The 18,598-nt window shown below is 56.3% G+C and carries 14 protein-coding genes; 6 read left to right on the forward strand and 8 right to left on the reverse strand.

The genetic code is table 11. The features are described 5' to 3' along the window. Positions 1-97 precede the first annotated feature (97 nt). A complete protein-coding gene (locus QK300_RS12355) occupies positions 98-970 on the reverse strand; it encodes a CoA ester lyase (RefSeq protein WP_281302046.1) in 873 nt (290 codons plus the stop codon). Between the two features lie 53 nt (positions 971-1,023). After that, positions 1,024-2,349 carry an amidohydrolase family protein gene (locus QK300_RS12360; protein ID WP_281302047.1) on the reverse strand — a complete coding sequence of 442 codons (1,326 nt, stop codon included), beginning with the start codon at positions 2,347-2,349 and terminating at the stop codon, positions 1,024-1,026. A gap of 173 nt (positions 2,350-2,522) precedes the next feature. Between QK300_RS12360 and QK300_RS12365 the strand changes: the two genes are divergently transcribed. From QK300_RS12365 to QK300_RS12375, 3 genes are all read left to right on the forward strand, one after another. Beyond that, the gene (locus tag QK300_RS12365; RefSeq protein WP_281302048.1) at positions 2,523-3,326 is read left to right on the forward strand and encodes a 16S rRNA (uracil(1498)-N(3))-methyltransferase; all 804 of its coding nucleotides are present in this window, start codon (positions 2,523-2,525) and stop codon (positions 3,324-3,326) included. 54 nt (positions 3,327-3,380) lie between these two features. Further along, the gene (locus QK300_RS12370) at positions 3,381-4,736 is read left to right on the forward strand and encodes a glutamate--cysteine ligase (protein WP_281302049.1); all 1,356 of its coding nucleotides are present in this window, start codon (positions 3,381-3,383) and stop codon (positions 4,734-4,736) included. A gap of 102 nt (positions 4,737-4,838) precedes the next feature. Then, the gene (locus tag QK300_RS12375; RefSeq protein WP_281302050.1) at positions 4,839-5,588 is read left to right on the forward strand and encodes a hypothetical protein; all 750 of its coding nucleotides are present in this window, start codon (positions 4,839-4,841) and stop codon (positions 5,586-5,588) included. Here QK300_RS12375 and hpnH read toward each other — a convergent pair. The 3 genes from hpnH to QK300_RS12390 all read right to left on the reverse strand — a co-directional run bounded on the left by hpnH (position 5,538) and on the right by QK300_RS12390 (position 9,225). Next, a complete protein-coding gene (gene hpnH / locus QK300_RS12380) occupies positions 5,538-6,731 on the reverse strand; it encodes an adenosyl-hopene transferase HpnH (RefSeq protein ID WP_281302051.1) in 1,194 nt (397 codons plus the stop codon). The two genes, QK300_RS12375 and hpnH, sit on opposite strands and share 51 nt — an antisense overlap. 30 nt (positions 6,732-6,761) lie before the next feature. Then, complete coding sequence (gene ispH / locus QK300_RS12385; RefSeq protein ID WP_281302052.1) at positions 6,762-7,691, reverse strand: 4-hydroxy-3-methylbut-2-enyl diphosphate reductase; 930 nt, start codon at positions 7,689-7,691, stop codon at positions 6,762-6,764. Positions 7,692-7,872: 181 nt separating this feature from the next. Next, complete coding sequence (locus tag QK300_RS12390) at positions 7,873-9,225, reverse strand: MFS transporter (RefSeq protein WP_281302053.1); 1,353 nt, start codon at positions 9,223-9,225, stop codon at positions 7,873-7,875. A gap of 165 nt (positions 9,226-9,390) precedes the next feature. Between QK300_RS12390 and QK300_RS12395 the strand changes: the two genes are divergently transcribed. The 3 genes from QK300_RS12395 (at position 9,391) to QK300_RS12405 (ending at position 15,510) form a co-directional block, all read left to right on the forward strand. Next, entirely contained in the window at positions 9,391-10,404 is a 1,014-nt protein-coding gene (locus tag QK300_RS12395) for a LacI family DNA-binding transcriptional regulator (RefSeq protein ID WP_281302054.1), read from the forward strand. Between the two features lie 372 nt (positions 10,405-10,776). Further along, complete coding sequence (locus QK300_RS12400) at positions 10,777-13,422, forward strand: TonB-dependent receptor (protein WP_281302055.1); 2,646 nt, start codon at positions 10,777-10,779, stop codon at positions 13,420-13,422. Between the two features lie 237 nt (positions 13,423-13,659). After that, entirely contained in the window at positions 13,660-15,510 is a 1,851-nt protein-coding gene (locus tag QK300_RS12405) for a glycoside hydrolase family 3 protein (RefSeq protein WP_281302319.1), read from the forward strand. A gap of 86 nt (positions 15,511-15,596) precedes the next feature. On the opposite strand, the gene QK300_RS12410 is transcribed toward QK300_RS12405, so the two are convergent. The 3 genes from QK300_RS12410 to QK300_RS12420 are packed head-to-tail and all read right to left on the reverse strand — an operon-like array spanning position 15,597 to position 18,353. Continuing rightward, positions 15,597-16,721: a hypothetical protein gene (locus QK300_RS12410; protein WP_281302057.1), complete on the reverse strand. Its 1,125-nt coding sequence runs from the start codon at positions 16,719-16,721 to the stop codon at positions 15,597-15,599. Beyond that, positions 16,675-17,694, reverse strand: coding sequence for a type II secretion system protein GspK (locus tag QK300_RS12415; RefSeq protein WP_281302058.1), 1,020 nt, complete (start codon positions 17,692-17,694; stop codon positions 16,675-16,677). The genes QK300_RS12410 and QK300_RS12415 overlap by 47 nt, the downstream gene beginning before the upstream one ends. Beyond that, positions 17,691-18,353 (reverse strand): prepilin-type N-terminal cleavage/methylation domain-containing protein, encoded by a 663-nt coding sequence (locus QK300_RS12420; protein WP_281302059.1) that lies wholly within the window; start codon positions 18,351-18,353, stop codon positions 17,691-17,693. The genes QK300_RS12415 and QK300_RS12420 overlap by 4 nt, the downstream gene beginning before the upstream one ends. Positions 18,354-18,598 lie beyond the last annotated feature (245 nt).

Here is an 18,598-nt window from a genome sequence, read left to right on the forward strand (position 1 = left end):
CCTCATGCGAAAAATCATCGTCATCGCTAACGCAAAAATCAGAGATATGAAACTCCAACAACAGAGTTGATGACGCGGGCCTTTGGCGAAAAATCCCCTAGCCCCGTGCGTTGATGGCATCAGCGAGGGCGAGGAGGCGTTTGGCGGCTTGTACATGCAAAAGCTCGATCATCTTGCCATCCAGCACGGCGACGCCCTTGTTCGCGGCTTCGGCCTCTGCCCAGGCCGTTACCATCGCCCGCGCTTTTTCGATGGCGTCGGCTGAGGGCCGGAAAATCTCATTGGCGGGATCGATCTGGCGTGGATGCACCAAAGTTTTGCCGTCAAAGCCCAAGGCCGCCGCCTTGGCACAGGCCCGGCGGAAGCCATCCCCATCATCAAGCGCCCCATAAACCCCATCGATAATCGCCAGATCATAAGCCCGCGCCGCCAGCAGAGACAGGCCAAAGCTGGTGGCAAAAGCCGCATCATCGGCATCGGGGGGCAGCCGAAGATCCTTGGCCAGATCATTGGTGCCCATCACGAAACAGGCCAATCTGGGCGTGCTGGCGGCAAGGCTTTGGGCATTTAAAATTCCCAAAGGCGTTTCCATCATCGCCCAGATGGCGCAATCGGGGGCATAGCCCAGTGCATTCATCCGCTGTTCCAGATCGTGGATCTGATCCGGCGTGCTCACTTTTGGCAGCAAAATGGCATCAAGCGCGCTTTGGGTCAGGGCTTCGAGGTCTTCGCGCCCCCAATCGCTGTCAAGGGCATTGATCCGCACCACCAGTTCGCGTTCGCCATAGCCCCCGGCATTGAGGGCGGCGCGCACCTGCTGGCGGGCCTCATCCTTGGCGGTGGGAGAGACGGCATCCTCGAGATCGAGAATGAGGCCATCGCAGGCGAGAGACCGCGCCTTTTGCAGGGCACGGCTGTTTGATCCCGGCATATAAAGAACGGACCGACGGGGGCGGGTGGCGGCAGGCATAAGCATCAATCCTTTATGGGGTGGGGGCCTTGTGCTTGGGTGGGGTGGGCCGATCAGAAATCGTTTTTGGCCACATGGCCCGCCCGCATCACAAAGCCCACATCAAGAAGGGCTTCGATATTATCAAGAGGATCGCCCGAAACGGCAATGATATCGGCATATTTGCCCGCTTCGATGGTGCCCAGCTTATCGCTCATCCCCAGCAATTGGGCGGCATTCACCGTGGCGGTGGCGATCATTTCATCGTTTTTCATCCCCAATTCGCGCAGCAACAGAAATTCCTGAGCATTATCGCCATGGGCCGAAACACCGCTATCGGTGCCAAAGGCGATTTTCACCCCGGCCTTATAAGCCTTGCCCACATTGGCCATCACCAGGGCGGGCAGGCCCAGCGCTTTTTCCCGGATCGAGGGGGGCAGGAAATCCTGCTCGCGGATTTTATCGACCACGGTTTTCCCGGCAATCAGCGTAGGCACCAGCCAGGCATCACTTTTCTTGAGCAGCTTGATCGAGCTTTCATCGAGCAGCGAGCCATGTTCGATGGAATCGATCCCGGCTTCCAAAGCGGCATTGATGCCATCGGCGCCATGGGCATGGGCGGCCACTTTGCGGTCCATGCTGTGGGCGGTGGAGATGATCTCGGCGATTTCATCGTCTTTCATCTGCTGCATCAGGCCGGTGGCGGAATCCGACAGCACGCCGCCGGTGGCCGTGATCTTGATCACATCCGCGCCATATTTGACAGCGGTGCGCACCGCCCGGCGGCAATCATAAGGGCCATCGCAGATGGTATCGGGGGTCATCATATGGAGGATTTCGGCATTATAGCCATCCACATCGGCATGGCCGCCGGTACCCGAGATGCTATTGCCCGCCGCAATGATGCGGGGGCCGCTGATCCAGCCTTTTTCAATCGCATCGCGCAGGCCATAAATGGCTTCCGGGTCGCCCCCCAGATCGCGCACCGTGGTAAAGCCGGCATCAAGGGTGCGTTTGGCATAAAGCGCGCCCTGCATGGCCATATCGGTGGTGCTCATCTTCACCCGATCAAGGGCGGCCTGTGGCCCCAGTTCAAACAGCAGATGGGTATGCATATCGATCAGCCCGGGCATCACCGTGGCGTTTTTCAGATCGATCACGTCATGCTTTTGGGGATCGGCATCATTGTAGCCCGCTTCGATTCTCTCGATCCGGCCATCGGCAATGATGATCGATTGTTCACGCAAGGGCGGTTTTTGCGGATCGATGATCAGCCGTCCGGCATGGATCACCGTATGGGCCATGGCCGTGGCGTGAAAGCCAAGGCTTGCGGCAAAGCCGGTGACAGCCCCGCCCACAAGCATGGCAGCAAGGCTTAAGGCTGAAATCGATCTGTGCATGAACATTTCCCCTGATCGTTGATGATGGCCTGCAATATTGGTTCGTTTTTAGGTTTTGATGGATCGGGATGCTACTCTGCCTATGTGCCGTTGTATAGTCGGCCCCTTTGCGGATTTCTGGGGCCCAGGATTTGGGCCTTGACCTTCCCGGCGCAAAGCGGCACCCCAAAGCGATGAGCAAATCGCATCCGATGATCCGCCTTTTTATCTCCGACCGGCTGATGGCCGGGCAGGCGATCCGCTTATCGGATATGGCCGCCCATTATATCGGATCGGTGATGCGGCAAAAGCCGGGCGATCTGATCAGCCTGTTTAATGGCATGGATGGTGAATGGCACGCTGAGATCACCGATATCAGCCGGAAAGCCGCGCTTTTAACCGTGGAAAGCCAGACCCGCGCCCAAAAGGATGATCCCGCATGGCCCGGATTGACCCTGTGCTTTGCCCCGGTTAAGCGCGCGGGCACCGATCTGATCATCGAAAAAGCCACCGAATTGGGGGTGGCCCGCATCATCCCGGTGATCACCGACTATACCCAGATTGCGCGGCTAAGGGATGATCGCCTGCAGCTCATCGCCCGGGAAGCCGCCGAGCAATGCGGACGTTTGAGCCTGCCCCGGATCGATCCCCCCATGCCCCTGTCACAGCTTTTGGCGGCTAGGCCCGCCCCCGAGCCTTTGTTTTTTTGCGATGAAGCCGGGGATGCCCAGCCTTTGTTGCTAGCGGCAAAACGGATTTTGGGAACACAATTGCGTGATAGTGAGCCGCAGGGCCCGAAGCCCTGCGCGGTTTTATGTGGGCCCGAAGGGGGCTTTTCGCCGAGCGAGCGCGAAGCCCTGCGGGCGCATCAGGCGGTTCAGCCCGTTGGGTTGGGGCGGCTTGTTTTGCGGGCTGAAACCGCGGTCATCGCGGCCTTGTCGGTGGTGGGGGCGGTCCTTGGGGCGGCTGACCTTGATGATCCATCAGGCTTGCAATAGCGGGGCGTCTCGCCTAACTCCGTTTCACGAACAACAGTCTGGAGCGCGGGCTATATGGCCGATCAGGGAAGCAGCCTTTTAAGCAAGGCCGATCTTGTTGCTGCATTGGAGCGGGGATCAAAGCCGAAAGATCACTGGCGGATCGGTTCGGAACATGAAAAATTCGTGTTTGATCGCCATGATCATGCCCCCATCCCCTATGAAGGCCCGCGTGGGATCGGAGCCGTTCTGGAAGGCCTGCGCCATTTTGGCTGGAGCCCGAAATATGAGCGCGGCCATCTCATCGCCCTGTATCAGGATGGGGCATCGATCACTTTGGAACCGGGCGGGCAGTTCGAGCTTTCCGGCGCCCCCCTTGATAATCTGCATCAAACCTGCCGCGAGGTGAATGGCCATCTGGCACAGGTGAAATCGGTGGGCGATACCCTTGATGTGGGCTTTTTGGGGATGGGCTTTCACCCCACTGCCCGGCGTGATCAGATCCCCATCATGCCCAAGGCACGCTATGATATCATGCGCGCCTATATGCCGAAAAAAGGCAATTTGGGCCTTGATATGATGCTGCGCACCTGCACCGTGCAGGTGAATCTGGATTTTGGCTCGGAAGCCGATATGGTCCAGAAATTCCGCATCGCATTGGCCTTGCAGCCTTTGGCCACCGCGCTCTTTGCCAGTTCACCCTTTCTGGAAGGCAAGCCCAGCGGCTTTTTATCCTGGCGCAGCCAGATCTGGACCGATACCGATCCCGATCGCACCGGTATGCTGCCCTTTGTCTTTGAAGATGGCTTCGGGTTTGAGCGCTATGTGGATTATGCCCTTGATGTGCCGATGTATTTCATCGAACGCGATGGGGTGATGCTCGATGTATCGGGCTTATCGTTCCGCGATTTCATGAAAGGGGCCCTGCCCGGCCATCCCGGTCTTTTCCCAAGCCTCAAGGATTGGGAGGATCATCTCACCACCATTTTCCCCGAAGTGCGGCTGAAAACCTTTCTGGAAATGCGCGGTGCCGATGGCGGCCCATGGGCCCGGCTGTGTGCTTTGCCCGCTTTGTGGGTGGGTTTGCTTTATGATGGGGCGGCGCAGGCGGCGGCTTGGGATCTGGTCAAGGATTGGCGCTTTGATGAGATGCGGGCCCTGCGCGATGCCGCGCCGAAATGGGGCTTGTCGGCGCCGGTGCCGGGCAATCGCACCTTGCGCGAGCTGGGGCGGGATGTTTTGATGATTGCCCGACAAGGTTTGGCGGCGCGCAATATTTTAAATGATGCCGATGAAAGCGAAGCGGTGTTCCTCAATATCCTGCAACAGATGGTCGAAGATAACCGCACCCTTGCCGATCAGATGCTGGCCGATTATCACGGGCACTGGCATGGGGATGCCAATCGCGCTTTTGACGAATATCTTTACTAGCCCTAACAGGCGCGCCGTCAAAAAGCTTCAGGCCGGGTTGATGATCGGCTTCGGGCTGCGTTATGGCGATTTTCAGGCATTCGATCGGAAAGAACAGGTACAATGAAAAAACTGGGCGTCGTAACGGGCCTTGTGTTTGAAGCGCAGGTGGTGTTGGCGGCTGCACGCGCCGCAGGCTGTGCTGATGAGGTGATGGTGCTGTGCCTTGGCCCGGGGCGGGCGCGGGCGGCCATGGCGGCGCAAAAGCTGGTGGATGAAGGCGCGCAGATTTTGTTGTCGATGGGGCTGGCCGGGGGGATTGATCCTGCCTTGTGCAGCGGCGATGTGATTTTGGCTCGCTCTGTGCGCAGCGCCGATCATAAAAAACTGCTGGCGGCCGATAGCTTGTTTTGTGCCCTCAGCCGGGCCTTGGAAGCTGCCCCCGGTGGGACGGAACAGACGCCCGATCTGGATCAGGCTGGCGGTTTACCGGGATTTTATACCGGCTCGATCATCGAAGCGGTGGTGCCCGCCGCCAGCCATGGGGCAAAGCGGGCGCTGTTTCGTGAAAGCGGGGCGATGGCTGTGGATATGGAAAGCTATGGGGTGGCCAAAATAGCCGCCCGCGCGGGCCTGCCATTTCTGGCATTGCGGGTGATTGCCGATCCGGCGGATCAGGAAATTCCCCAATCGGCGCTTTTGGGGATGCGCCCCGATGGCACCTTGGCCCTATGGCCGGTGATCAGGGCTGTGCTGGCGAATCCGGGGATGCTGCCAGAATTGCTGCGTTTGGGCCGCCAAAGCAAGACGGCCCAAGCAGTTTTAGGCCGTTTTGGCGAGCGTGTCTTTGGCTTCGCCCGCAGCGGCTTTTGATTTGCTTTGATCTGCTGCACCGGCTTTTGCGGCTTTGTCTTCATGCACATCGGTCATGAAGGTTTGCACCTGCTTTTCAAAGATATATTTGGCGGGCCGCTGATTATCCAATGAAATTTCCCGGGCCATGGCACCCGTGGTGCGGGGGCCGCGCAAACCGGAGATCAGGGCCTTCAGCGGATTGGCCAAAGCATCGGCAGCAGCCGTGGGCTCATAGCCGCAATGGGCCATGCAATCGGCGCATTTTTCATAATTGCCGGTGCCATATTGATCCCATTCGGTGGTTTCCATCAATTCCTTGAAGCTGGAAACAAAGCCTTCGCCCAAAAGATAGCAGGGCTTTTGCCAGCCAAAGATATTGCGGGTGGGCATCCCCCATGGCGTGCAATGATAGGATTCATTGCCTGCCAGAAAATCGAGATAAAGGCTGGAATGGTTCAGGGTCCATTTCTTGCCTTTGCCCCGGGCCAGAATATCACGGAACAATTCCTTGGTCTTTTTGCGATTGAGGAAATGCTCCTGATCAGGGGCGCGTTCATAGGCATAGCCGGGGGAAATGGTGACCCCCACCCCTATATCGCGGGCATAATCAAGGAAAGCCGCCACCCGTTCGGGCTGCGCCCCTTCAAAAATGGTGGCATTGACATTGACCTGAAAGCCTTTGTCCTGCGTTGCCTTGATGGCTTTGACGGCTTTATCGAACACGCCATCCTGACAGACCGATTTATCATGCTCTTCCTTCAGGCCATCAAGATGGACCGAGAAAAAGAGATAGGGAGACGGCTTGAACAGATGCAGCTTTTTTTCCAGCAAAAGAGCATTGGTGCATAGCGAGACGAATTTCTTGCGCTTCACGAGCCCTGCGACGATTTCGCCGATTTCCTTGTGGATCAAAGGCTCGCCGCCGGGAATGGCGACGATGGGCGCCCCACATTCATCGGCGGCATCAAGGCATTCTTTCACCGAAAGCCGCTTGTTCAGGATCGGTTCGGGATAATCGATCTTGCCACAGCCCGAACAGGCGAGATTGCAGCGAAACAGGGGTTCCAGCATCAAAACCAGCGGATAGCGCTTATTCCCCTTGAGCTTTTGCTTGAGGATATAACTTCCGACGCGGATTTGTTGCAAAATAGGGACAGCCACGGTGATTCCTTTCGTGTCTTCGATCTGGCGTCAGGCGCTGCCGCTCAATCCGGCGGGCAGTTTGAAACGCTGGGTTTCCAGAACGCCCTCATGAGGGATCAGATCAATCTGATCAAGGGTCTGAAGGCGTTCGATGAGTTCGTCAACCAAAAATGCAGGGGCGGATGCCCCGGCGGTGATGCCGATATGGCTCACACCCTCCAGCCAATCGGGATCAAGGGCGCAGGCATTCTCGATCAGATAGGCGGGAATGTCATAGGATGCGGCTATTTCACGCAGCCTGTTGGAATTTGAGCTGTTGGCCGATCCCAGCACCAGCATCAGATCCACCTGCGGCGCAATTTCGCGCACCGCCTGCTGACGATTTTGGGTGGCATAGCAGATATCATTCACATCCGGGCCTTTGATCTTTGGAAAGCGTTTTTCCAGGGCGGCGATGATATGGCGGGTATCATCCACCGAAAGCGTTGTCTGGGTTACATAAGCAATGCGCTCGGCGGTGCCAAGGTCCAGCGCTTCAACATCTTTTGTACTTTCCACCAGATGCACCTGGCCATCGATGCGGCCCAGCGTGCCTTCAACCTCGATATGCCCGGCATGACCGATCAGGATCACCGCATAGCCGGCACGGGCATAGCGCTGGGCTTCCTGATGCACCCGGCTGACCAGCGGGCAGGTGGCATCGATGACCTTCAGGCCCCGCGCATGGGCGGCCGCTTCCACGTCGGACGAAACACCATGGGCCGAAAAAATGGTGCGGGCGCCTTTCGGGATTTCGGTCACCTGATCGACAAAAATGGCCCCTTTGGCGCGCAGATCCTCGATCACATGGCGATTATGAACGATTTCATGGCGCACATAAACCGGCGCGCCAAACAGCGCCAAAGCCCGTTCAACGCTTTCGATGGCGCGCTCCACGCCCGCACAGAAACTTCGCGGTTGCGCAAGGATAATCTTCATGCCGAACCCTTTTATCTGGCAATCTGAAATGAACCCGGCAACCATGGATAAAGCCAGTGAAACACAATGCCACCTTGAAATGCGCGCATTACACAAATGTCGAGGTTTCAAATTCAGACTATAATGGGGCGAATTTATGAAACCTGTCTTGTTAATTCAACAGGATAGCGCATTTGTGAAGTCAATCGGCAGGGCTTTCGGCTTTTTGGTCGCGGGTGGCCAGATCCCGCAGCGTGCGTTGATGCGAAGCGGTGCTGATCGGATAAAAGGCTATGGCCAAAGCGGATAAAACCATGGCCATGGCAGGGATCAGCCCGGCAATCATGCGCAAGCCATCCAGCGTTTGGGGTGATTGCATGGCTTCAGCCTGATAACCGATGAGATCGAGCAAAATCCCCAAAAGCAGGGCTGAACCGGCCATGGACGCTTTTTGCATTGAAGAGATCAGCCCCACCAGCGCCGATTCATGGCGCACGCCAGAGCGCAGATCGCCAAATTCGATGGTATCGGGCAACATGCTCCAGAATAAAACCGCAAAGGAAGACAGCCCGGCCGAGATCACCCCATAGCCAAGCATGGCCATCAGCACCGAGCCAGAGCGATCAGCATAAAGGAAGATCATCCCGATAAAGGCCGTGGCACTGCCTGCAAGCCAGCCGATTTTCTTGCCAGACCGCAGAGCAAGCAATGACCATAAAGGGATCGTTAGGATCGGGATGATGGTCATGATCAAAATTGTGAGATTGCCTGCCGCCCGATCCCCCAGATCATAAACAAAAATATAAAGGACGGTTTTGCCGATCAGGGCACCGCCCAAAGTCACCAGAATGATGCCACCACACAGCAGAAGAAACGCCGAATTGTGCCGCATCGCCTTGATCAATTGCCCCAAATTATAAGCCGCCGGGGCTAATGGGGTGCTGGCGGCGGTTTCATGGCAGTTGCGAAAGCAGAAAAGCAGGATCGGCACCGACAGACAGGCGCACAGGGTGGCAAAGATCGGAAAGGCCAGCCGGTCGCTCAACTGATCTTGCAGGCCGCCCGCCAGAATGATCGCGGTGATCCCGCCCAAAAAACCAAAAACGATGCGCACGGTGGCGAGCCGTGTTCGCTCATCGCTGTCCTGGCTCAAGCGCACGCTGAGCGCCGCATAGGGGATGGAGACAAGCGTATAGGCACTGCGAAAGACAAGGAGGGCAAGCGTGAGCACGATAATCAAGAGCAATTCATTTTCAATGGGATAAGGATAGAAAACAGCAATGAACGAGAGTGCGAGGGGCAGGCAGCCATAGAGCAGATAAGGCCGATAGGTGCCATAGCGGCTTTTGGTGCGTTCGGCCCAATAGCCCATCAGGCTATCGCTGATCGCATCCCACAGGCCGCCGATGGCAAAGATCACCCCGGCAGTGGCCACGGGCAGGCCGATCACATCCGTATAAAAGAAGAAAAGATAGTAACCCGTGCCTTGCCAGAATAAATTGAGGGCATAATCCCCCGATCCATAACCGATGCGGGTGCGCCAACCCAGCCTCATGCGCCGGTTCTCATAAGCCGAGCCATCCTTGAAAGGGTTTCATTTCCGGGGTCATGCTTTTAAAATCACATCTGAGAAGCGATGAAACTATGGACATCTGGAAGCGCTATCATTATCCCGGTTGAGGGTGCAAGACAATGGCTGGAGACGACCCTGGAAAAGATCATGAAAGCCACGATTGATGATGTGGCGCGGCTTGCCGGTGTTTCGGTATCGACGGTATCGCGGGTGCTGAATGATGAGCGCTATGTGCGCGAAGCCATGCGCGAGCGCGTTCATGCCGCCGTGAAGGAACTGCATTATCGCCCCAATCTTTATGCCCGCAATCTGGCCGGGGATCGATCCCATATCATGGCGATGATCTTTGATCATGCGGGGGGGGATTATGTGGCGGGGCTTTTGGGGGGGGCGGTGACCGCCTGCAGCCGGGAAGGCCTGCATCTGGTCATTGAAATTCTCGATCATCCCTCGATGACCGATAAACTCGCCAGCTTCATCGGCCAGATCAATCCTGATGGGATCATCCTCACATCGCCCGTGTGCAATGATGAAGCGGTGATCGCGTTGTTGCAAAAACGGCGGATTCCGATGATCCGGGTGGCGCCGATCCGGCGCATGGACCAGATTTTGTCGGTCGGGATCGATGATCGCACCGCCGGACGCGAGGTTGCCGATTATCTGATCGGGCTTGGCCATCGCCGGATCGGGCATATCATCGGCCATCCCGAACATGGGGGCTCGCATGATCGTTTATTGGGCTTTCAGGAAAGCCTGAAGGCCCACGGCGTCGCATTGCCCGCCGATGCTTTGGCCCAGGGCTATTTCGATTTTGCCAGCGGGGCGCGCGGGGCCCGTGCCTTGCTTGATCGGGGCGATCCCCCCACGGCCATTTTTGCCAGCAATGATGAAATGGCTGCAGGCGTCCTGTCTGTGGCAGCCGAGCGGGGGTTGAAGGTGCCCGATGATCTATCGGTGATGGGCTTTGATGATGGCACCATCGCATCCTGGGTTACCCCCAGCCTTTCAACCATCCGGCAATCCACACGGGATATGGCGGCTTTGTCCATCGCCAATCTGATGGCGGTGCGGGAAGGCCGGCTGAAAGCCGACGCGATGCATATCACCGTTCCGCATGAAATGATCATTCGCCAATCCACGGCCCCACCACGCCACCCTTGAAAACCAAGCCTTAGGGACCCGCACGGAAGCCTTGGCGGCTTTTCCCCCTGCACGCTTATTCCTTATAAAATTTACAATCTGCGCAATTTCCTGAAAGCGCTACCATAAAACGCTGGATTTCTGTTGCCTCTTCCTGTAACGCTCGATTCTGAAAGCGCTATCATAAAGCCATAAGGGCCGTGGGCGTGGTTGGAAGATCGGATCAACCGATCAGGCCGCGACTTTGTCAATCAAGGCGACCGGGCAAAGCCTGTTCGTCATCAGGATGGATCTGGAAGGTGAGGCCTTCCACATGGGGAGAGAAAAATGAACCGATCATTTAACAGATCCGCGCGGCGGACAGTTCTGACATCAGCGTTACTTGGCACGGCCATGTCGGGTGTTACTTTCGCTCAGGTCACGGATCGTGATCAGATCGAGATCGAGGAAATCACCGTGACGGTGGAGCGCCGCACCCAAAGCCTGCAAAATCTTGCGGGCACGGCCGCCCTCTTTCGGGGGGACGATCTCAAGCAGCTTGGGGTGCAGAATCTCACCGATCTCAATGGCCGCTTCCCCGGATTGCAGATTGCCAATAATCAGGGCAATGTCGAGGTGTGGATTCGCGGGATCGGCAGCAGCAACAATACCGAATTGGGCGATCCGGCCGCTGCCACCCATCTTGATGGCGTTTATGTGCCGCGTCCCCGGGGGATTGGCTCGGTCTTTTTCGATATCGAGCGGGTGGAAGTGAATATCGGCCCCCAAGGCACCCTGCGCGGGCGCAATGCCACGGCGGGCAGTGTGAATATCATCTCGATCAAGCCCGGTCTTGGGGTTTGGGATGCCATGGCCGAAGTGGAATTTGGCAATTTCGATCAAACCTCGATCCATGCCATGGTCAATGTGCCGATTGGCGATAAAATGGCCCTCCGGGTGTCGGGCTTTAGCCTTGATCATGATTCCTATCTTAATAATGTGGGTCCGGTGGATGATATTGATGTTGCCGAGGCCGAGGACAATCTGGGCTTTCGGGCGCATTTTCTATATGAACCCAATGATAAACTCCGCATCCTTCTGACCGGCGATTATGTGCAGGAGCAAGGCACGGGCTTTACCGGGGTCAATTTTGCCAATCCATTGGGCAATGGGGTTGCGCCCTCTGAAATCAAAAAGCCGCGTAATGTGATCGCGCGCGGGATCACCCCTATTTTGGATACTGAACATTGGGGGGCAAAGATCGAAATCAATTATGATGTCGGTCCCTTTAATATCGAATATCTGGGGAGCTATCGCGATCTGGTCTATGATTTCGAGGCAACGACGCCTTTGGGTCCCGATTTCCCCGGTGTACTTGAAACATTGGTTCCGTTTGAAGAAAATTTCGATAATTTCTCCCGCTTTCAATCGATTACCGATTCCGAATCGATCATTCATGAATTGCGGCTGGTCTCGAAAGATGATCAGCGCCTGATCTGGTCTGCCGGGGTGTTCTATTTCGAAGAAGAGCAGTTCACTTTCCTGGGTTCCACCGGGGATCGCGGCCTGTTCTTCTCTGGGCTTGAATTCAATCAGCCCGATACGGATGGCGAATCTCTGTCTTTCTTTGGGGATGCCACTTTTTCCATCACCCCCAAGCTGCGGCTGACCGGTGGGGTGCGCTATACCGATGACAAGAAAACCCGTTTCGGCGTCAATGCCCGCTATGGCTTTGCCATCGGTGGAGAGAATTTCTCCTGCTGCGGCGGGGTGCGTATCGGTACGCCGGGCTTTGATTTCGCAGGTAAGGACAGAAGCATTTTCAATCCCGATATCAATGGCGATGGCTTTGTCAATGATCAGGAAGTTCTGGATTTCTTCTTTGATGGGGTCAAGGAATTCGGGGTGCGCGATAATGTTGATGATATTTTCGCCAATGGTCCGGTTTTTGGTGACACACCTTTTGATCAGCGCCCGGATTGTCTCGATACCATTGCAGGCGATTTCTTCAATTGTCCGGCGGATGGCAAGGTCAGTTTCGCTCTGCCTTTTCCCGGTCAGATCGCCATTCAAAATGGCCGCATCGATAATAGCTTCGTAGATTGGCGGTCACGGCTGGAATATGACATCACCGATGATCATCTGATTTATTTCAGTGTTTCTACCGGTCATAAATCGGGCGGCTTCAATGATAATGTGCCGGGTACCGATGGGCTTGGGCCACTCAATCCGGGTGGTGCCAATAATAATCAATTCGATGCCAATACTCTTGCCCCTGAATTTGGCGAGGAAAAAGTCACCCTCTTTGAATTTGGCAGCAAGAATGAATTTGATGTGGGGGCCACCAATGTCCGGCTCAATGCATCATTCTTTTATAATGATTATTCTGATCTGGTGCTCAATTCCCTGCTTTCAGTAGCGCAAATCCTTGAATTTGAAGGCGTTGATCCCAATGCCGTGGATACCGAAACCGGCGGTTTGGTGGTGTCGTTCAATTTCAATGCTTCGGATGCCGAAATCTATGGCGCGCAATTTGATGGCGGCTTCCGCTTTCCCTATAATATCAATTTTGATTGGTCGTTCCTGTGGCTGGAAGCCAATGTGCAGAATTCTCAGCCCATTCAGGATTTCCGCTTCCAGGCGGATGTGGCCCCTGATGAAGCGGTTAATCAATCCATTGATGGCCGGCGCTTGCCGCGCACCCCGCGCTATCAGTTGAATGGGTCTTTGTCCCATATGTTTGAAATGGGTCCGGGCACCTTTGATTGGATTGTCTCGGCGGGCTGGCGCACCAAACAGTTCCTGACCATTTTCAACAGCATCGATTTCCAAAATCCCTCAGATCCGCGTTTGCGTCTCGATGATACGGTGGGCAGCTTCCTCACCCTTGATTTTGGTTCCGGCTACAGCCTTTCCGAAGGCCGGGTGCGGGTCGAAGCCTTTGTCAACAACATCACCAATCAGGAACGGGAACAGGCGCTGTTGATCACCCAATTCGACAATACGCGCTTTTTCACCCGCCCGCGCACCTATGGCGTTCGGCTGCGGCTGAAAAGCTGAGATCAGCCCTCCGTGATGGGAGCAGGACAGGGCATTGCCACCGATCCTGCTCCCATTTCCGCCCTCTTGTTCTTTCTGTCAGGGACTTTTCTCATGGTTGATGAAATGATTTTGCCGTCGCATTCCCCATCCCAAACACGGTTTAGCAGCATGGCCTTTGCGTTTAAGGCATTGGGTTTTGCCGCACTGATCTTTTCGGCATCCGCCCCGGCTTTTGCTCAGGATTCCGCCCCTCAGATGACAGTCGAAAGAGACCCGACGATCTGGCCGGTGGTAAAAAGCGCAGTGCCCGAAGATCCCGAAATCGAGAAGAAGATCGATGCCATGCTTGCCCGCATGACCTTGGAAGAAAAGGTAGGGCAAACCATTCAGGCGGAAATTCATTCCATTTCTTTGGAAGAAATTACCAAATATCACATCGGTTCGGTTCTGAACGGCGGCGGTTCTTATCCCACCAAAGATGCGAAGGGTGCCTTTTTATCCTGGGTGGCGGCAGCCAATGCCTTTTATGATGCTTCGGTCGATCCGAAAAATGGCCGCACGGCGATCCCCATCCTGTGGGGTACCGATGCCGTGCATGGCCATAATAATATCGTGGGGGCAACCCTTTATCCCCATAATATCGGCTTGGGGGCCACGAATGATCCCGATCTGATCCGCGAAATCGGCGCGGCCACAGCGCGGGCGGTGCGGGCTACGGGCATCCCCTGGGCCTTTGCCCCCACTGTTGCGGTGGCGCGGGATGAACGCTGGGGCCGCACCTATGAAAGCTATTCCGAAGATCCCGCCCTTGTTGCCAGATTGGGCCGGGCGATGGTCGAAGGGCTGCAGGGAACGCCCGCCGATGGCACTTTTCTGGTGGCGGATCGGGTGATTGCCACGGCCAAGCATTTCATCGGCGATGGCGGCACTTTGGGCGGCGATGATCAGGGCGATACGGTGATGAGCGAGGCTGATTTATTCAGGCTGCATGGCTTGGGCTATGTCTCGACCCTTGAGGCCGGGGTGCAAACGGTGATGGCCTCGTTCAATAGCTGGAATGGCGATAAATTGCATGGGCATCGCTATCTTCTTACCGATGTTTTGAAAAATCGGATGGGATTTGATGGCTTTGTGGTGGGGGATTGGAATGGTCATGAACAGATCCCCGGCTGCACCGTTGGCTCTTGCGCGCAAGTGATCAATGCCGGTGTCGATATGGTGATGGCCCCGGTCAACTGGAAAGATTTTTACCGCAGCACGCTTGCCCATGTGAAAAAGGGCACGATCACTGAAGCGCGTCTCGATGATGCGGTTCGGCGTATTTTGCGGGTCAAATTCCGTGCCGGTCTGTTTGATGGCAAACGCCCCAGCGAACAACCTCTGGCCGGCGTGGAAGCGGTGCTGGGCCATGCGGTGCATCGCGATCTGGCGCGCCGGGCGGTGCGGCAATCTCTTGTCTTGCTTAAAAACGAACCGGCGGTTCTGCCGATTGCCGCCCATGATCGACGTGTTCTGGTGGTGGGATCGGCGGCAGATAGCCTTCCCATGCAGGCCGGGGGCTGGAGCGTGACATGGCAGGGTCGCGATCTTGATAATTCTTATTTCCCCGGGGCGACAACCCTGTGGTCGGGCATCGAAGCGGCGGTGAAAGCCGCCGGTGGCAAGGCGGAATACAGCCCCAAAGGCAGCTATAAAAAGCGCCCGGATGTGGCCATCGTGGTGTTCGGGGAAACCCCTTATGCCGAATTTGAAGGGGATCGTACCGATAGTATCGCCTTCAAGGATGGCGGCACCAGCCTTGGCTTATTGAAAAAATTGCAGGCCGATGGCATCCCCACGGTGGCGGTGATGATGTCGGGGCGGCCCATGTGGGCAGGCGATCATCTGCAGGCGGCGGATGCCTTTGTGGCGGCATGGCTGCCGGGCACCGAAGGCGGCGGCGTGGCCGATGTGCTGATCGCCGATGAAAATGGGGCGCCGCGTTTTGATTTTACCGGCCGCTTGAGCTTTTCATGGCCCGCCCGCCCGGATCAGATGCCGGTGAATGTGGGGGATGCGGATGAAAAGCCCGTCTATTCCTTTGGCTATGGTCTCAGCTATCCCTGAATCGCAGATCCGCACTATAAATGCGAGAGCTTTGAAGGCCCGGTGCTGGTTTCGGCGCCGGGCTTTTTTTTGGGTTTTTTGTTCGTTCAGGGCGTATCCTCAACCACAGGTTTTTCAAGGGGAAAGGGGTCGAGGAAGGGGCTGAGTTCGCCGCGCACGATCAGGATCGATCCCACCGAGGGCTGCAAGGTCACCCCGCTCCAGATCGGGCTTTCTTCCAGGGCGGCGATGATCGCAGGCGCATCTACGGGCTGTTTGGCATCGGCATAGACGGCGATGGATCGATCGCTGAACTGAACCCGGGTGATCGTCATCGGATAGGCATCCAAAATCCGCGTCCATTCCAAAAGCGCGCTGACGGCGATGCTTTCATCGCCCAAAGCCTGCTGCTGATCGATTGTTTGCAGGGCGCTGAGGGCCGCGCGCCGATCCGCCAGCAAAGATTGGGCGGATAAACGGATTTCCTTGGCTTTGTTCTGATAATGGCTGGTCATCCATGTGGCACTGGCCCAGGCGCTGAGCTGATAGCTGAAGGGGCCGAGAAACAGGATGATCGCCAAAGGCACCAGATGTCTCGACCCTGTTTCCACCGCCCAAATGCGAAAAGGCCGGTCGATCAGCTTTGGCGTTGTGAGGGGAAGGCTGAGGGGCTGGCCCGGCGCTCTATTTTCGTCCCACTCGCTGCCCGTGTCGCCTGCGCCTTCCCAGCGTCCGGCTTTCAAAAAAGCCTGCCATGCCAATGATCCCGGTGCTTGCGGCCACCAGCGGGCGGTTTTGAGATCACGCCCATCCCAGATCTGCCCTTCCACGCCATCGATACAGCGAAGGAGCCGCAGGGCGGGCTGATTTCCGGCGGGTGCGGGATAAAGGGCGCTTTCGGGGATCAGCCTCAGGCCCGCACGGGGCGGGGCCTCAAGGGGCAGGGCGTCTTGATCCCATGTCCAGATATGCGCCCCATGGGGGCTGCGCAGAACATAATGCCCGGGATTGGCAAAAGGTGTTTCAAACTGGATTTTCAGCTCTAAAGCCTGCAAAGCCCTGGCATCGCCAAAATCACCGGCCCGATATTGATAGCGGCACAGCGCCCTTGGTAAAACGAGCACTTTTCCGCCGAAAAATCCACCCTTGCTCAGGATCTGGCGTTCCCCGGATGGCGACAGCCGTTCAAGAGCCGGCTGGAAGAAGTGCTTTAATGTCGTCGTACTGGTCATAAACATCCTGCGACTGTCGGCGCGTGCCAATGCTATAGCGATAAAAGGGTCGGTCGGCGGCCACCGGGCGACGCTCATATTCAATGATCCTGATCAGCTTATAGCGCGATGAGGGGCCATCGATAAACTGTTCATAACGCATCCGTGCGCGTGGCGATGGAATGGCTTGTCTTTGGCTGAACACATCGCCCGAACCGGCCAGTTGTTGCAAGCGATCATCCCCCAAAAGCGCGCGCAAAGCCGGGGCTGCCAGAGCGGGATTAAGGCCGAAGGAGCGTTGCTCGGCGGTGGCGACCATCAAAAGCTGATCATTGTCCCACAAAGCGCTTTCTTCGGCCCAATCCAGCACCGCACGGGCTTCTAAGGCATGTCGCAAAGGGGCATTGGCCGGGGGCGGCTTTTTCAATAGCCGATAAGCCGGAGCCTCGGCCCCCTGAAAACGCCGGATGCTGTTGCTATCGGTATAATCAAGCAGGCGGGCGATCAGCCGATTGCTTTTGAGCTGATCAAAGCCCATCGCCTCCATCAGCAAAATCAGTTCATCTTCATTGGTTCCATTGAGGGAGATCAGCCCGGCGCTGTCTTGATAATGGATCAGGATGCCATTGTCATCGCGGCGGATGCCACTTTGGGCTGACCAGAAATCCAGGGCATTTTCGGAAGCGGGCAAGCCATCCTGAAAGCTTAAGGGGTTGTATTTCGCCTCTGCTGATAAATCCATGCCGCCAATCACCGGTTGGGCGGTAAGCCAGCGAAAAAGCGTGCGGCTTTCGGTGCTGATGAAGCTTTTTTCCGCTTCCAGTTGATCGATCATGGCCCGCGTCAAATCCTGGCCGGTGCGGGCGGCCCGGATGCCGATCATCGAAAGGGAAGCAAACACAAGGATGAACACCAGAACAAGGGGGAGCACGATTCCATTCTGCCCAATGCGGGGCTTATGTGCATGCGCGGGGGCTGCCGGTTTGCTGATCATAAGGCGTTATCCCCGGCATTGGGATCTTCAAGGCGAAAGGGCAGGCTATTGCGATTATGCGGGGTGACATACCAGATATGGCGGGTATTCGAGCGGCTAAAGCGCAAACGGATGACTTCGGGCAATTGGGGCGTTTCAAAATAGACCTGATCCGTGAAAAAGCCGTTTCCCGGCTTGGTTTCGGGCGGCCAGCGATCATGCCATGATCCATCCATGGCTTTATAATCAAAGCGCGCATTGCTGATCTCGCTGGCCAGAATGTCATTGGCATCCTCGCCACCCATGATCAGGCTTTGGCCAGCCCCCTGATTGCTGATGCGCACATCAAGGGGGGCAAGCTGATGATCAAGGGCCGAGAAGGGCCGCAAGGTGATGCCGCTAAAACCCTCTGGCCCCCCTCTGAAGATGCCGATCTGCTGTTCGGGCCAGCCGGGCAGAAGCTGGCCGGCTACATCACGAAAAATTTCTTCCCGCAAGGGCAGGTTCTGGGCGCGCTCGAAAGCCAAAGAAATGCGCTGCATATTCGACCATTGGGTGATGGCAGATTGAAATAAAATCAGGGAGATAAGCGATAAGAGCGCCAGCGTTACGATCATTTCGATCAGGCTGAAACCAGCAGAGTGCTGCAATTTCCTGACGCTTTCGGACTTGCGTTTCAAATTAATATCTCGTAGCCTGTTGATGGTCCTCGTGTGTGCGACCCATTAAGATTGGTCTCCATTATATCGGAGTAATCAAGTTAGTTGGGCAGAAAACGATCCGCAAAATCTTTTGCGGGTCGTTTTTTTTGGAGCGCGCGCTCCGATCCCTTATCGTGCCAGATGGTGATCTCAGATGGTGATCTCAGATGGTCATCTCAGCGGGGCTTGCGAGCCGCCGCCCGAAGCTGCCATAAGAAGAGCCT

Source organism: Iodidimonas sp. MBR-22 (assembly GCF_029946565.1).
Taxonomy (GTDB): domain Bacteria; phylum Pseudomonadota; class Alphaproteobacteria; order Sphingomonadales; family Rhodothalassiaceae; genus Iodidimonas; species Iodidimonas nitroreducens.

Coding starts and splice junctions, on each gene's coding strand:
- QK300_RS12400 (WP_281302055.1), top strand. CDS start 10,777: ATGTCGGGTGTTACTTTCGCTCAGGTCACGGATCGTGATCAGATCGAG.
- QK300_RS12360 (WP_281302047.1), bottom strand. CDS start 2,349: ATGCACAGATCGATTTCAGCCTTAAGCCTTGCTGCCATGCTTGTGGGC.
- QK300_RS12415 (WP_281302058.1), bottom strand. CDS start 17,694: ATGATCAGCAAACCGGCAGCCCCCGCGCATGCACATAAGCCCCGCATT.
- QK300_RS12365 (WP_281302048.1), top strand. CDS start 2,523: ATGAGCAAATCGCATCCGATGATCCGCCTTTTTATCTCCGACCGGCTG.
- QK300_RS12375 (WP_281302050.1), top strand. CDS start 4,839: ATGAAAAAACTGGGCGTCGTAACGGGCCTTGTGTTTGAAGCGCAGGTG.
- QK300_RS12390 (WP_281302053.1), bottom strand. CDS start 9,225: ATGAGGCTGGGTTGGCGCACCCGCATCGGTTATGGATCGGGGGATTAT.
- ispH (WP_281302052.1), bottom strand. CDS start 7,691: ATGAAGATTATCCTTGCGCAACCGCGAAGTTTCTGTGCGGGCGTGGAG.
- QK300_RS12410 (WP_281302057.1), bottom strand. CDS start 16,721: ATGACCAGTACGACGACATTAAAGCACTTCTTCCAGCCGGCTCTTGAA.
- QK300_RS12395 (WP_281302054.1), top strand. CDS start 9,391: ATGAAAGCCACGATTGATGATGTGGCGCGGCTTGCCGGTGTTTCGGTA.
- QK300_RS12405 (WP_281302319.1), top strand. CDS start 13,660: ATGACAGTCGAAAGAGACCCGACGATCTGGCCGGTGGTAAAAAGCGCA.
- QK300_RS12355 (WP_281302046.1), bottom strand. CDS start 970: ATGCCTGCCGCCACCCGCCCCCGTCGGTCCGTTCTTTATATGCCGGGA.
- QK300_RS12370 (WP_281302049.1), top strand. CDS start 3,381: ATGGCCGATCAGGGAAGCAGCCTTTTAAGCAAGGCCGATCTTGTTGCT.